13 protein-coding genes and 2 pseudogenes are annotated in these 15,372 nt (G+C 42.0%); 9 read left to right on the forward strand and 6 right to left on the reverse strand.

Annotated features, from left to right (window positions below):
- From RT018_RS12525 to RT018_RS12545, 5 genes and pseudogenes are all read left to right on the forward strand, one after another.
- Nucleotides 1-236, forward strand: a pseudogene (locus RT018_RS12525) (recombinase family protein); the annotation flags it as partial.
- Between the two features lie 184 nt (nucleotides 237-420).
- On the forward strand, nucleotides 421-600 hold the full coding sequence (locus RT018_RS12530) for a helix-turn-helix domain-containing protein (protein WP_312942490.1): 180 nt from the start codon (nucleotides 421-423) through the stop codon (nucleotides 598-600).
- A 43-nt stretch (nucleotides 601-643) separates the two neighbouring features.
- Nucleotides 644-1,828, forward strand: coding sequence for an SIR2 family protein (locus tag RT018_RS12535; RefSeq protein WP_312942492.1), 1,185 nt, complete (start codon nucleotides 644-646; stop codon nucleotides 1,826-1,828).
- A complete protein-coding gene (locus tag RT018_RS12540; RefSeq protein WP_312942494.1) occupies nucleotides 1,815-3,524 on the forward strand; it encodes an ATP-binding protein in 1,710 nt (569 codons plus the stop codon). The genes RT018_RS12535 and RT018_RS12540 overlap by 14 nt, the downstream gene beginning before the upstream one ends.
- Nucleotides 3,525-3,657: 133 nt before the next feature.
- Nucleotides 3,658-6,939, forward strand: coding sequence for a hypothetical protein (locus RT018_RS12545; protein WP_312942496.1), 3,282 nt, complete (start codon nucleotides 3,658-3,660; stop codon nucleotides 6,937-6,939).
- Nucleotides 6,940-7,038: 99 nt separating this feature from the next.
- Here RT018_RS12545 and RT018_RS12550 read toward each other — a convergent pair whose 3' ends face one another.
- The 4 genes from RT018_RS12550 to RT018_RS12565 all read right to left on the reverse strand — a co-directional run bounded on the left by RT018_RS12550 (nucleotide 7,039) and on the right by RT018_RS12565 (nucleotide 10,064).
- Nucleotides 7,039-8,751 (reverse strand): recombinase family protein, encoded by a 1,713-nt coding sequence (locus tag RT018_RS12550; RefSeq protein WP_051131644.1) that lies wholly within the window; start codon nucleotides 8,749-8,751, stop codon nucleotides 7,039-7,041.
- A gap of 42 nt (nucleotides 8,752-8,793) precedes the next feature.
- The gene (locus RT018_RS12555) at nucleotides 8,794-8,988 is read right to left on the reverse strand and encodes a hypothetical protein (protein WP_312942502.1); all 195 of its coding nucleotides are present in this window, start codon (nucleotides 8,986-8,988) and stop codon (nucleotides 8,794-8,796) included.
- A gap of 134 nt (nucleotides 8,989-9,122) precedes the next feature.
- A complete protein-coding gene (locus RT018_RS12560) occupies nucleotides 9,123-9,323 on the reverse strand; it encodes a hypothetical protein (protein WP_312942504.1) in 201 nt (66 codons plus the stop codon).
- A gap of 330 nt (nucleotides 9,324-9,653) precedes the next feature.
- Nucleotides 9,654-10,064, reverse strand: a complete 411-nt coding sequence (locus RT018_RS12565; protein ID WP_312942506.1) for a sigma-70 family RNA polymerase sigma factor — start codon at nucleotides 10,062-10,064, stop codon at nucleotides 9,654-9,656.
- Nucleotides 10,065-10,590: 526 nt separating this feature from the next.
- Here RT018_RS12565 and RT018_RS12570 point away from each other — a divergent pair.
- From RT018_RS12570 to RT018_RS12585, 4 genes are read left to right on the forward strand one after another with little or no spacing between them, the layout of a single operon-like run.
- Nucleotides 10,591-10,917, forward strand: coding sequence for a helix-turn-helix transcriptional regulator (locus tag RT018_RS12570; protein WP_312942507.1), 327 nt, complete (start codon nucleotides 10,591-10,593; stop codon nucleotides 10,915-10,917).
- A gap of 49 nt (nucleotides 10,918-10,966) precedes the next feature.
- The gene (locus RT018_RS12575) at nucleotides 10,967-11,455 is read left to right on the forward strand and encodes an RNA polymerase sigma factor (protein WP_312942509.1); all 489 of its coding nucleotides are present in this window, start codon (nucleotides 10,967-10,969) and stop codon (nucleotides 11,453-11,455) included.
- Nucleotides 11,456-11,511: 56 nt separating this feature from the next.
- Nucleotides 11,512-12,417 (forward strand): DUF4367 domain-containing protein, encoded by a 906-nt coding sequence (locus tag RT018_RS12580; protein ID WP_312942511.1) that lies wholly within the window; start codon nucleotides 11,512-11,514, stop codon nucleotides 12,415-12,417.
- Nucleotides 12,418-12,426: 9 nt separating this feature from the next.
- Complete coding sequence (locus RT018_RS12585) at nucleotides 12,427-12,879, forward strand: hypothetical protein (protein ID WP_312942513.1); 453 nt, start codon at nucleotides 12,427-12,429, stop codon at nucleotides 12,877-12,879.
- Nucleotides 12,880-13,430: 551 nt separating this feature from the next.
- Here RT018_RS12585 and RT018_RS12590 read toward each other — a convergent pair.
- On the reverse strand, nucleotides 13,431-14,420 hold the full coding sequence (locus RT018_RS12590) for a hypothetical protein (protein WP_312942515.1): 990 nt from the start codon (nucleotides 14,418-14,420) through the stop codon (nucleotides 13,431-13,433).
- Nucleotides 14,421-14,802: 382 nt separating this feature from the next.
- Nucleotides 14,803-15,372 (reverse strand): annotated as a pseudogene (locus RT018_RS12595) (hypothetical protein); the annotation flags it as partial.

The following is a 15,372-nucleotide window of genomic DNA, read 5'->3' on the forward strand; positions in this document are numbered from 1 at the left end:
AGGGGCTGCAGGGTCAGCTTGGCGAACACCAAGAGCAGACCATGCTCGCCCAAAATACACAAGCTCGAATCCATGAACTGCTTTACACAATGGAACATATTGACCTTAGCGTAAAGGAATATCGTGATGATGTGGTCAAGGGGATTATCACCAAGGTGGTAGTTTTATCCTCAGACCGCATCCGAATCACTTTTGATAACAATATGGAAATGGAACAGGAACTGCCGAGTGAATAAAAATAGCAGGAGAAGCTGCCACAAATGTTGGCGGCATTTCTCTCTTGGACAGATTTTCTGCTATTTTTCAATTCGTTTCACCATAATACTGTGAATATTTCCATAATTTACACGAATGCGATTGCTTTATTCGCCGCTGCGATATATAATATATACAATATTTATTCGGCAAAGGAACGTTTTAATGGACTATATGACAGCGAAAGAAGCAGCGGAAAAATGGGCAATCACTCCGCGCCGGGTACAGGTGCTTTGCGCACAGGGTAAAATACCGGGCGCTGTTCGGTTTGGTGTTACTTGGGCTATACCTAAGGATGCGGTGAAGCCTAAGGATGGTAGATATAAGAAAAGACGGACAGACTAGGTTAAATTGATTGGCGAGGATAGATAACTATGGAGGGCATATTGTGAAACAAATATATTATTCAGAGAACTGTAATATAGCTTACGATTCTGATAGTGTTATAATAAATGGAAAACCTATCTCCGCAGACGAACGGGAAAAATCTTCTTCAGAAGAATATGCTTTAACAAAAATGAGAGAAACATATAGAGCGGTTCTTTCGCGGCAATATGAAAACATAGTTGTTTTATCTGGATCAGGGACTTCCGTAGGAGTTGGTGTAGGGGAAAGGCTTGGTAAAACTATGTCTGGCCTATGGAAATCGGTTGTGGATAAATTGGGTTTTGCTAAATTACAGGATTTTGCTAAAAAAATAAAATTTGATTTTCTTGATGAAATGAACACAGATTTAGAAGCTCTTTTATCTAAAGCGATACTCTCACAAACATTTCTAAACAATTCAAGAGTAGAAAAAACTATACGAGAAATTGAAGCAATTATCCAAGAACAATGTAGTCTAGAGTTGCCGGAAAATGCTCCACAGTTAGCATTCCTCCGAAAGCTAACTGCAAGAAAATTAAAATATTCAAGGGTAAAGATATTTACATTGAATTATGACTTATTATTCGAGCAGGCTGCTTCAAAAGGCGGCTATGTAATTATTGATGGCTTTTCTTTTAGTTATCCTAGATTATTCAATGGTATTAATTTCGATTATGATATCGTAGCGAGAAATACTAACAGACCACAGAGTGAGGAAAATTTTGTTGCAAAGGTAATTCATCTATATAAACCTCATGGGTCTCTAGACTGGGAGAAAGTAAAAACATCTAATGATGAAGAACACGTTATAAAGTCAAGTAATCCAAGGAACCCTTTGATGATCTACCCAAGCAATACTAAGTTTGAGCATTCTTATGAACAACCATATTTTGAGATGATTTCGAGATTTCAGCAAGAATTAAGAACTAAAAACACTTTGCTATTTGTTATTGGTTTTAGTTTTTATGATAAACATATTAAAGCAATGATATATGAAGCGTTAAATGTAAATCCAAGCATCACTGTTGTAGTTATTTCTCCATCAGTAAAAGAAGAAGATGCTTTTACTGATTTAAAAGCAAAGGCAGATATAATGGGGAATATTTACCTCATAAGTGAAACCTTTCAGAATTTTGTTAAATACTATCCCTCTTCAGATATTTATGATTATTCTAGCAAGGAGGGAGAAAAAAGTGATACCGTTTAATCCCAATTATTTCATCGGTTATGTGAATCATGTAAATCCTCAATATGTCAAAGTACATTTTCCTTCTTCTGTATTGCTGAACAAGTATATATTTTCTGGTGAAGAATTCAATGGTGGATTAATAGGAAATTTTGTAACAATTGAGGGCGAGAACTTTGGTTTCATAGGCAAGATTGCAGAACTGGATTTGCCTGAGAAAGAAAGGTTATCTTTAAGCGAAAAAGCTTTTCAAAGCTCGGATTTTCATCCAACAGCCAAGGTAGAAGTTTTACTCTCTTTTGATTACTTTGAAAGCCATAAAGCACAACGTACTCTTAATGCTTTTCCCAATATTGGAGCCAAAGTGTACGTTTGTCCAAAACAATTTATACAACAATATGTAATGCGATTTGGGCTAAAATCAGATCAGGATAAGATTTTGATTGAATTAGGCACATTAACTTCTAATAAAAATACCCTTGTGAATATAAGCCAGCAAGCAATGTTCAGTCGTCATTGTGCTGTGGTCGGTACTACTGGCGGAGGGAAAAGCTGGAGTGTGTCGAAGTTAATAGAGTCTATGATGAAAAATAATACTAAAGCAATACTTATTGATCCTACCGGAGAGTATAGTGAACTAGCAAAAACAGAAACTGCAGAATCAACTATACTTGGAGCAAATTCATGTTTTTCTTATAAGAAACTTACAATTGAAGATTTGTTTTTTCTGGTTAAACCCGCTGGAAGAGTGCAGGCTCCAAAATTACTTGAGGCTATACGATCATTGAAATGTATAGAATTAGGAATCGATAAAGAACCTAAATTTTCTGCCTTCTGTAGTGATGGGGTTTTATCAAAAGCAGGTTTAAATAAAAAGGAGTATGAGCGTTATTGTTATGTGCATAATACTCAAATAGAAAATGGGTTGCTTACTTTTGATATAGAAAAATTAGAGAAACAAATCAGCGCGGAGTGTGTCTGGGATACGGATAGAGATAACATAAATATATATGGGGCAAGAAATGAAACTGATTTAACTAATTGTATAAGTTTAATTACCCGTATTGGTAGTGTCCGACGGACTGGGATACTACAAGCCGTTTTGGGGTTTTCCCAGCCTGAAAATGAGACTTGTGACTTGACAAAACAGATTGACGAATACATAAAAAACGACAACAAGTTTTTGTTACGAATCGGATTCGAGTCTATCGGATTTGAATCACAGGCGAGGGAAATTGTTGCAAATGCCATTGGAAAATTTCTTTTAATGAAAGCTAGAAATGGAGAATTTAAGGTTAATCCGATAGTGCTATTTTTAGATGAGGCACATCAGTTTTTAAATAATACAGTAGTTGACGAATATTTTGATACTGCGGCATTATCAGCATTTGATCAAATAGCAAAAGAATGTAGAAAATATGGATTGTTTTTATGCCTTGCAACACAGATGCCTAAAGATATTCCCATTGGCACATTGAGTCAGATGGGCACATTCTTGGTTCATAGATTAATTAATTACAGTGATAAAGAAGCTATAAAACAGGCATGTTCATCAGCAAATGCTGAGCTTTTGTCTTTCCTCCCAGTGTTAGGTGAAGGTGAGGCCATATTAACAGGGGTTGATTTTCCAATGCCGCTAACTATAAAAGTTAACAAGCCGATTATTCCACCGGATTCCAAAACTCCAATTTTTAAAGATTTACGGAGTAATACATGAATTATAAGAATAATTTGATTAAAAATGTTTAGAAAATTTTTTTCTTGGTACATCAATTAGATTTCGTGGAGATTTATGTATATATATTGTTCTACGGCATGAGAACAAAGCCTCAAAAATAGGAGGATTTACGATGGATAGACAAACGGAAGCATTTAGGAAAATGCATCCTGAACAATTTTCAGATTCAAAGATTATTCAAAGAGGGAAATTAGATCGTGATTTTTTAGATTTCTATTTTGAAACATTGACTAGTAAAAGCTTAGATAAGGCATTTGAGGATTTTTGCAGACATATTGCCGAAGTTGAAATCTGCCCTAATTTATTGCCACAAACTGGGCCAACTGGTGGTGGTGACAGTAAAGTAGATAGTGAAACATATCCAGTAGCAGAGACAATTTCTACGCTATGGTATTATGGGGATGGAAACAAAGCAGCAACGGAGCGTTGGGCATTTGCAATAAGTGCTAAAAAAGATTGGAAGCCTAAGGTCAAATCGGATATTCTGAAAATCGCCAAAGTCAACGAAGAAGAAAATCGTGGTTATATAAAAATATTTTTCATGTCTAATCAGTATATTTCTGATAAAAAAAGAGCTGATACAGAGGATGAGTTACGCAAGCTATATAATTTAGATGTCCGTATAATTGATCGTACATGGTTACTTGATAAGGCACTTAAGAACACAGATAATGTTATGATAACCATAAAGAGTTTTGACCTTTCTGATAATTTCTGTGATGAGGTACAAGTTGGAGAGAACGATTACAGACGGAAACAAGAGTATGATGAAATCCAAAATCTAATAGGAAATAATGCTATTAAACCCTCAGAGATGATTGCACTTTCACAACAAAGCATTGTTTTGGCACGAGAACTTGAATTTTCGAAACAACTGATATTGGGGCTGATTGATCGCAATAATAGAATCGCTAAAGAACACGGTAATATTTTAGATATTGCAAATTCTGTCTACGATGCAGCCTGGACTATATATTGGTGGTATCCTGATGTGCAACTCTATTACCAGTATTACAAAGAGTATGAAGAAATTGTGCTTTCTGAAAACAATGTTCATTTATTTAGTAATCTTGTCACCCTTTGGATAAACCTATTTTCTCTATCACACGAGAATACGAATGCTATTATAGATGATCATACGGCACATCTGCAAGAAAAGTATAATTACTTTATAAGCGATCCATCCAAGCCAAATACTGCCATTGAAGCCAAAGCTGCATACCAATTAATACGATTTTTTCTTGGTGACACACTAAATGATATAGTTGACGAGATGATTCAAATAATGGATGACAGTTTTGGACATCTTGATTTAGACTTATATCCGTTAAGTAGAGTTGTTCAGGAATTTCCTGTTTTTGAAAAAGCGGATCGGTATAATGAGCTATTTGAACGTATAGTCACAATTATGAGTAAGCAGAAGCAAAAATCTGAAGCGGCACTAATGCTGGCAAAGCGAGGACACTCATTAAAAGAAAAAAAGCCATATGAGGCTATGACCTATTTTAGTCGTTCGCTTATGGGTTTGTATAGCGAGAACAATAAATCTCATTTGATTACAGTAATCATGGAAATGGGTGATATTTTCGAAAGTGTGGGGCTTCTCTGGGCAGCAAGAAATTTTTATTATTATGATTTTTGCTTATGCTTGAATCAGTATATGAAATTTGGTAAAGTACTTCCAATATTATTTATAAGTGCACATGCCTTAAAATTTATAGAATTGAGACTTGGACATATATTGTATGCTACAAGTTTTGATGTGTTATCTAAAATTTCAGAACATTTATATCCAGATGAAATAAACTCAAATAATAACACTGATAACGCAGATAATTTTGACTATGTTCTTGCTATCCAAATTCTTCGTACAAATTATGAAACAGAAAAATTCCTTGGTCAATTACCATCTTATTTAGAGAGCTATGGATTTACTTTTTCCAGTGCAGCAATGAAATACGAGCTGGGATATTACGATGAAGATATTTTAACTGCTCTAAATGGAAGTACAGAGGCATTTGATGATCTAATTGGAAAATGGAAATCACAACCAGCCTTGGATCACTTAAATTTTCTTCCTTGGTATGGTATAGAACCATCGTGTTGTATGACAACTAATTTATTAGGTTGCTCTATTGAATTGAATACCAATGGTCCATATGAACACGGCGAAGTTGAGATTGGTGCAACGATTCTCGCTACTATAGAGAGCTTCTTTGGAACTGGAGTAGCCAATGAGCTTATTTCTTTAACAGGAAAAATCAGAATAGATCTTTGTTACGATGCTGATTGTGAGTCCTTGATTAAAGGTAAAATCCTTGATGACAAGCCCAATGTCATCTCAGTGATCTTCAAGGATTATGACTCAAAGAATATTGTGGCCGCACAAAGTGAGTTTTCTGATTTCTTGCTTGAGATTATTGGGATGGTAGTAGCAATTATGTTTCCATTCAGTTCTGAATTAAGGAAAATTGAGAGAATGGTAAAAAATGATGCAGCATTTGACCGATCCCAGACATTTTCAAATAGTGTATTCTATGGGATGGAAACTCTTGGGAGAAACACCTTTTCGTTTGAATCTGTTATACACGATTTTGAAGATTTGCCAATGAAACGTGTGGTCAAAGCCCAAATTACAAATGAAAAACTCTGTGAAGATAAAATAGAGCCTATCATTCCAGAAACAGTACACTATTGCAAACCGCCAGATGTGGATTTGAAAAATATTAGCAATACAGATATTTTTACTTCATCAATTATAAATGTTCCATTATGGAATATCTGTGGTTGGAAGGGGGTTTTGTTTATGGCAAACCCCTTACACGCCTTTCCACCTGTTATATCTCTGGCGTTTACAAAACCTACTTGCAAAAGTATTTTTGAAGATTGGATTAAGGATATTGGCCATAATGATAGCAAAAATGAGATAGGCATACGTATAATAAAAGGTATTGATAAGAGACATCCGTATTGGTATCGTGTAATCATCGGTCAGCTAGGTTTTTTACACAATAGAACGAAGGATTCACAAATTATAGCAATGCCAGTAAGATTTCATACAATGGAACCCAATAATGATGTTAATCTTAAAATGTTTGAGCGTGAATTACATATTGTAAAAAAATTTTCAATATGCCCTTCATATTTTCTAGATATAGCAGCGCAACCTCAGGTTTTTGAGGATCTGATGATATATAAGAATCTTGAAAGTATTATAATTTGTGATGCATGTGACGTACAAGAGAACGACTGGCTAACTGAGTGTGGAATACTTCCAACCGATGATCCAATCATTCCTTTTGGAAAAGAGAATGCCCCCATATTAACAATGATTGAAAGGAAAAAACACAAGGAAAACAATTCAGATTATAAAGCAAGCAATTCTGTTTACTAAGGCCTGCATCTATTTTGACCTAATGACACATGCGGAGTGTCCTTATAGGATCTGAGGATCTTATTAAGGACACTCCGCTTTTTTATACACAGAATTCAATCAAGCGGTTTGTGCCGGGGCGTAGTTGACAGCTACGCCCTTCCTTGTTTCCATAAGGATGTCGGCCTCGGGGATTTTGCGACGATCCGGCACATCAAACGCGCCGATGCAGTTATAGAAAATTGTGACCCGCTGGGTGGCAACGCCGTCCTCGTCCTTTTCGGCATGGTACACTTCAATGTGTTCAATCAGCTCCGTCACCATGCGCTTTGTGACCTTTGCGGCGTTGGTGTACCGCTGGACACTTTCAAGAAATTGGTCAACATCCATCCGCTTGCCCTCGGTCTTTTTCAGCTCCAGCTTGAGCGCCTTGACCTTGGCGGCGTTCTCGCCCTGTTCCTGTTCGTACCGTTTGGACATTTTGGAAAAGCGGGCATCGTCAATTTTGCCGGACACGTTATCCTCGTAGAGCTTTTCAAAGAGAACATCCAATTCTTTGTCACGGGCCAGCAGGCCATCCAGCTCCCGCTGTTTCCTGGCTCGGTCGTTTTCAACGAGGTTTGCGGAGCGCCCCATCATGGCCTTGATAAAGTCGCCCTCATACTCATTGGCGAAGCAGGCCAGACGGTTGACCTCATACAGCACCACCTGCTCCAGAAAGTCCAGCCGGATATAATGGGTAGCGGAGCATTTACGAAGCCCGGAATTGTGGTTTTGGCAACTGAAAAACTTGATGTCGTGATTGCCCTGGTTGAAATGGAAATTGAGATTGCCGCCGCACTCGGGGCATTTCAGCAAACCAGAGAACACGCTGGGCTCCTGCGAGACGGACGGCCTTTTACGCCGTGTGCCGCTTTTGAGCGCTTGCACCTTTTCCCATGTGGGGCGGTCAATGATGGCATCATGCACATTGAGGAAGATCGCCCGGTTTTCCTCCGGGTTTTCAATGCGGCGCTTCATCTTGTAGGACTTGGAGTAGCTTTTGAAGTTGATGACATCACCGCAGTATTCCTGCAAGCCAAGAATTTTCTTGACGGTGGTATGCCCCCACTTGGTAGGCTCCAGCGTGCTTTTTGAGCCGCTGCGGTTGGTTCCCTTGCTGCGCCAGTAGTAGGTGGGATTATAAATCCCGTCCTGTTCTAGCACGGCAGCGGTTTCCGCAAGGCCATAACCCTCCAGTGCCATGTGATAGATGCGGCGCACATTTTCGGCGGCCTCTGGGTCTACTATCCAAAATCGGGGATCGTCCGGGTTTTTAAGATACCCATAAGGCGGCTGGGAGAGTGGAACGCCGGAGTTGCCTTTCATCTTATTGACAATGCGGCGCTTTTTGGAAATGTCTTTGGCGTAATACTCGTTCATGATGTTTTTGAACGGAGTAAAATCATTTTCGCCCTCGTCACTATCCACGCCGTCCGAAACGGCAATCAAGCGGACATCGTACTGCGGGAAAAATTCCTCGGTCAGCCTGCCGACCTCAATGTAATTGCGCCCCAGCCGGGAAAGGTCTTTCACGAACACCGCCGAAATGTAGCCCGCCTCAATTGCCTGTATCATCTTCTGATAACCGGGGCGTTTCATGGTCGTACCCGTGATGCCGTCATCCACGAAAAACAAGGTGTCCGTATAACCTTTTTCCTTGGCGGCCTTTTGGAGTATCTTTTTCTGATTGGAAATGCTGTTGGATTCCGTGTCCATATTATCGTCACGGCTCAAGCGGCAGTACAGGGCAGCAGTACCCTCCTCGCGATTTTTGTTGTTTGACTGTTTCAAAATATCCTCCTTTCCGGCAGTCAAACAAGAGGTTTATTCTACCTATATTATACCTCTGTCCGCCGCCTTTGTTAAGGATGCCGATGGAATGGCCTGTACCGGCTCCAAATCTGCCAGCATCAATTTCAAGAGAATATCCCGCAACAGTTCGCCTGTCTCCTTGTAAACAGGCGTCACAACAAACTTGATTTTATCCACTTGATAAATGTATTCCTCTTTGCACTTGGTATCAGTCATGTTGCCCTCCCTCCATTATTGAAAGCATCCGTATCAACCGTTTTCCCCTTGGCTTGTGGGGAAACGCCAAAGGGCGGCACCCTCGCGGATGTCGCCCTTTGGTCTGACCTCACCTTGGGACAAAGTGTCTCGAACTAATAGGCGCTGTTTTGGTAGTGTGCCTCGGCATCCTCCAGTCCGCACAGATCAAAAACATCGTGAAGCTCACCGACCACGCGCCGGATGTCCTCGGGAGAAAAACCGCAAGCCTCCATCGCATAGATGACATAGCCACGGCAAGCGCCGTTGCTCCACGGCTGGGAAAGCAGAGCTGCAAATGTGGGATCGTACTTCATGGTGGTTGCCCCCTTATAAAATATTGGGAGCGCCGCGCTTGCTTTTTGGCCTGTCATAAGACAGCAATACTTGGCACGGCGCTCCCACGCAAAAGAGATGCGGCGGCCAGCCTGCCCTGTGGCGGATCGTGGCCATGGGATGGCCTGTCCCACTTGCGGCGCTGGTGCTGTTCGCTGGTTCCTGTGGAGGAAGTCACCGCGCACCCGCCGCGTGGCTCCCCGCGCTATGCTCGGGGTCACCCGCTATTCAGTTGCGGAGAGGATTAAAACTTCCTCTCATATACCAAGGACACAAAATAGCCAAAACGGAGTAGGCAAATCAAAACTTTCTCAAAAAAGTTTTTTCATGTTGTCCAGCCCGCACCGAATTGACTGCCGCACGGTAGCCTCGGCAACACCCTCGGCTTCGGCTACCTCTTTCACGCTCTTGCCGAGAATGATACAGGCGTCGATGCGGCGGCCCTGTGCCTCGGGCAAAGAATTGAGGGCGCGGCAAAGCCGCTCAAAGGTTTCCGTTCGCTCCAAAAGCTCCTGCGGTGTGGGCTCATGCAGGCAAGCGGAATACTCGATGCCGTCATCACAGTCGAGGGAATACTGCGCTTTGTTGCGGACAAGGCGACGCTGGTGGGCGGCCTCATAGAGCTTGTCCGAGCGCAGAGCCTCGGCCACCTCATCAGAAACTTCGATGCTCTCGTCCGTTATGTACCAATAGAAATAATCCCGCAAATTGATCGTAGTCATAAGTATGACCTCCATTTCTGATTTGTGCAAGGGATCAGGTAAAATCAGAAATGGAGGTGGCGGGGAGCGGCAACCGGGACAACCGCAGCGTACTCCTGACCACGAAGGCCCAAGATGAACGCTGCTTTTTGCCAAACGGATTTTATCGATGCATTGCGATTGAAAAAATGGCATGAGTAGCCAGCAGACACATAAAAATGCGTCTGCTACTCACACATATGCTTTTTAGATCGCAACAGGCAAAATAATTAAGAATGACAGAAGCCCTTTCGGTATTCATTGAGTTCAAATCTTACATCTTTGCCTATTTATTGACCCAGTACGCCAGATTATTACGCTTACAGCCATGTTGAATATCCGGTAATAGGATGAAATACGTCTAAAATAGTTCGCATTCCGAAGAAAATATATAAACAGCAGCATTTGTTAAACTGTAATAGCGGAAATGCCTGTGCTATCCATTCATACATTCGGCAAATATCGGTAAAATAAAGTTAGATATTTACCAAAGAGGGGCGGTATAGGAGTGGAACAGGATTTGGATTACAAGGAAATCGGGCGTAATATCCGTTATTATCGTCAAAGAGCCGGATTGAAACAAAATCGCCTTGGGGATATAATTGACGTATCACCACAACACATCTCTCATATTGAGAGCGGTGTGCAGTTGAGTTTGCCAGTGTTGGTAAAAATCGCAAATGCCCTAAATGTCGATACAGATTGCCTGCTAGGGAGCAATCTGAAAGAGCAGCAGGAGCAGGAGACGATGAACGCGTTGCTGGCGCGAACACGAAATTTTTCACCAGAGGACTACGAAAAGCTGATACAAGTGTGTAATATATTTTTTCCGTAAGTTAGATCAGGAATTGCTGAGCGGCTAATATGAAAGGGGGAGTATTCGTATGCCGGAGCAAAATGAATGGTTTGACCAGTTGTACAGAGAACACTCCGCCCGGTTATTCAAACAGGCCTATTATGTGCTGCACGACAGCCATCTTGCCGAGGATTTGGTCGAGGAAACCTTTCTGATTTTGTTGTATAAGCAGCGTGATCTGGTCAAGCACCCCAATCTTGCCGGATGGTTGAGCCTGACATTGAAAAATCTGATTCTTGATGAATTAAAATCAGCGCGGCATCGACTTGAAATGCCGCTTATTTCCGATGAGAGTGCAATATGCGTTGATACATACCACCAACCGCTGGATGAGCTACTTCCAAAAGAATTGCTCCCCAAAGAGCGGGAGATTCTCATCCTGCTTTTTGAGGAACAATTATCTTACGAGGAGATTGCACAGCAACTTGGTATATCGGTTCTGAATTGTCGAACACGAGCTTTCCGAGCCAAAGCGCACTATAAGGCGCTGATGGCGAAAGAAGAAAAAATTTTCTAGTTTTTATGTAATGAAATGAACTGCTTAATCAATATTGAAGTGGAGGAGGTGCAAAGATGCCTGAGAATGAGTTTTCCTCGCGGAAGAACGGGCGCGGTGAGGATGCCGCTCAAAACCAAAAGCATCTGGATGAGTTGACCGCAGACGAACTGACAGATGTATTGTCAGATATGTGGGATGGGATGGATGAAAGCAATTATGATTCCACACAGATGGACGCATGTCTGGCTGAATTGGAGAAACGGGAACCAAGCACGCTGGACTTTGATGTTGATGCGTCTTTGGCAGCTTTTCAAGAAAAGCACGCTCGGCTCTTTGAGCAGACACCGCCCGTTCAATTATCCATCGCAGCAAAACCTGCACACCGTCGCCGTTGGCGCACCTCTCTTGTCGCCGCCATTGTTGCTGCTGTTATGATGCTGTGTAGTATGGTAACAGCGCAAGCATTTGGATTCGATATATTCGGTGCCATTGCACGCTGGACGGAGGAAACTTTCCACTTCAGCATCTCTGCGCAACCGCCCGACAGTCAACAGAACATCCCCGCCCCGGCAGAGGGCGGGGAATATGGGATACTGCAAGAGGCTCTGGATGCGTATGGCATTACGGAGCCGGTGGCCCCTCGGTGGTATCCATCCGGATTTCAAACTGTGGAGATCCATGCAAATCCTCGCAGCACAGGCGTCACGATTCAAGCTCATTATGAAGCCGGGGAAAAGAGCCTGTCTGTTTCGGTTCGACAATATTCCACGGAGGAGGATGCCAGTATTAGTATCGGATCGTTTGAAAAAGATTCCGGTGATGTCATCCGATATGAATACAATGGGATCGTACATTATGTTATGACAAACAACTCTGAGAATTTTGTGACGTGGACAAATGATGCACTGGTCTGCTCGATTTGGGGAGATGTGACAGTGGATGAATTGAAGCAGATGGTAAATTCTATTTATGAAGGATGAATTAAACAAATGAAAGTACGAGTGAATCATATTTTGGCGTTGCTTTGTGTCTTTGCTCTGTCAATTGGATTGTCGATTCCGGCAGGGGCAGCGAATATGAATGGTGTGGTTGGCCCGCAAGCAAGTGATCAGCTTGCCTATTATACGGCGTATGCGGTTACGTCTTCAGGTGGAAAGGTTATCATTGAATTTGAAGTGGACGGAACCAGACGCATGGATGTTATTGGAGCCAGTTACATTGTAGTGCAGGAGAAGACTGGGGATAAGTGGATGGGCGTTTCCACATACTTTGGCTCTGTCGCAAATGGAATGCTGGACAACAATACTTTTTCTCATATGGGCAGCATTACCTATAAGGGGACTCCGGGTAAGGAGTATCGTGCGCTCGCTACTGTTTATGCAGAGAACAGCTCTGGTGATGATTCTAGAACAATTATTACGAACTCAGTTACTGCAAAATAATTATTGATCGCTGCAGTAAGAAACCTCTGGCCACATGACCAGAGGTTTCTTACTGCACGCACTATTCTTCAATCAAAATATTATTGCATAGCCGATGAATGATAGCCTTACCTGAAGTCACAAAATATCCCGTGTTGTCTATATTTACAAAAGCGGAATAGGGTGCAGAAGTGTCGCCGTAGGATGCATAAGATATAATCAATTCAACAGTTATACGCCGATACGTCCCATCTTGTTTGGGGAATGAAAAATATAAATTAAGTAAGTCGGGATTTTTCACGCTGTCCTTAAAAAAAACCGGTCCAGATATTGAAACTTCATGAAACAAGGGACCAAGTAATTCATGTTCTAGCAAGTCCGAAACTGATCCAGACCAATGAGCACTATGACCCTGAGAAATGTCGGAAAAACTGCAATATGCAGTACTATTTAATTCCATATTTTCGAGGCCAATAGTATCCCACAAGGTTCTTGGCCTGAAATAAACTGCTGCCACGATGACAAAAAAGGAGCAAAGGATAAGTATTTTTCGCTTCTTCGAGTTCTTAATGTTACTTCAACTCCCATTTAAACATACTGCTACTAATCAGGACTCCTTGCATATACAGAATTATATCCGGCCTCTGAGTATATTGATTATATGCTGCCTGCATATTATAAGATTTGTTGTTATAATATTCCGAGTAAAGGGTTCTCCAATCGTTCATATACTCGGTAACGGCAGCTGAGCGGTTATAGATACTTGGGTCTGCAAAATGATAGACGGAATATGGATACATATCAACTTTATTATCCACCAATACAGGTCGGAAATCTCCCCATGCATCAATAAGTCCTATTTCACGTACCCGACGAACCGTCCGAACATAGTATTCACAGTAGTCTCCAGTTTTTGCGGAATAATTATCACTAAACATCCGGGCTCCAATATCAAGGACTGTTATCGCCATTGAAATAGGAGTGAGATCCTCAATCGTCAAAACAAGGTCTTTTACGGTTGCAATCCACTTATTTAGATTTGACAAGTTCCGCTCGGTTTCTTTTTTATAATTCACAGATATTTCTGACGATGGTCTTTCATAAAAGGTTGTACCAGAATATGTTCCATAAAATGTATGAGTTGAACGACTGGATTTAGTGTAAATTTTGTATCCATCCAAGTAGCCGTCCCCCACAAATTCATCTATACTCCTGATATGCACTTGCTTGTCTTGGTCAGTCAAATTAAGCCCTTCAATATATTCTTTGAGCACTTGGATGTTTTTACGGTTTTGTGTTGCAATAAGGTCATCAGAGTTACCTACTCTCTCCGTACGAGTATTTTCTATCAGTTCGGAAATGGTTGGAAAACTAATTTTATGAACAGTGAAACCTGATTCCATTTGTAGCTCGACACTGATATCTTCCATGGCGTTGAACTGCCTCGCTAAAGCAATTTCAACATCACCGTATTCAGAGCTTTGATTATTCGCTGCAAATGCAGGAGTAGACATAGAGAAAACCATGATCAAACAAAGGATACTAGATAAAAACTTTTTCATATAAAGGCCTCCTAATCTTTGGTTTTAAATTGTTTTGTAGCGTGGATTAGTGCGAAAACTGGCCCATTGGAAGCACCTCCTTGCACAAAATAAGTTGGAAAAATGCGCTTCTAATCATATATTGATTAAGCAGGGCAGGACATTACACAAAAAAACATATTTTGAAAAAAGATAATTAGTGCAACTAGTCTCTTAAAACATCTTGACAATAGCATCTGCGGCCTCCGGGAATGCGTGGTTTCGGCAAGCAGGGCAAGTGTGGCCACACTTGCTATTTTTGCGTTGGAAAAATGCTTGTTGGGGAGCCTCCCCAAACCCGGCACTTCGGGACAAAGTGTCCCAAAGTTGGCGGCGCGTTGCGCCTTGTGATGCGGTACTGTCGCTAACGCTCCTGTGCCTTATTTTCCCTCCCGTCGGTCACGCCGAGCAGGTGGTCAATGTTCGTTTTTACCGCCACGGCCTCCCGCATTTCACGCTGGGCGTCCCGGTAATCCGCATACAACACCTTGCGCTTTTCGGCCAGCTCACGGCGGGATTTTTTCATATCGTCCATCTTTGGCAGCTTGGCCCCGCCCAGCAAATCCCGCATGACAGCCGTGGCCGCTCGGTAGGTGGCAAGCTCGGCCTCATGCTCGGCAAGATATTTTTTGCTGTACCATGACGCCTTGTAGCCGTCGAACACAGGTCGCGCCTTGGCATAATTCACTGTGACCGCCATCAGCTCGGCGGTTTTGGAAAGCGCCGCTTCGGTCTGTTGCAGTTCCTCTCCCAAGCGGTGAAAGCGATCCACGGCGGCCTCCGTCCGGGCAGCAAGCTGGGTGTAATCGGTCAACTTATACTCCTGCAAAAATTGCAGAGCGGCGGCCATCTGTTTGAGATTGTAGACCTTGGCCCAGCGTTCAAAGCCCGGCCCCTTGCCGTTCTGCAATCGCTCTTGAATGTCGATAATCAG

This window comes from Oscillibacter sp., assembly GCF_032060045.1.
Lineage (GTDB): Bacteria > Bacillota > Clostridia > Oscillospirales > Oscillospiraceae > Oscillibacter.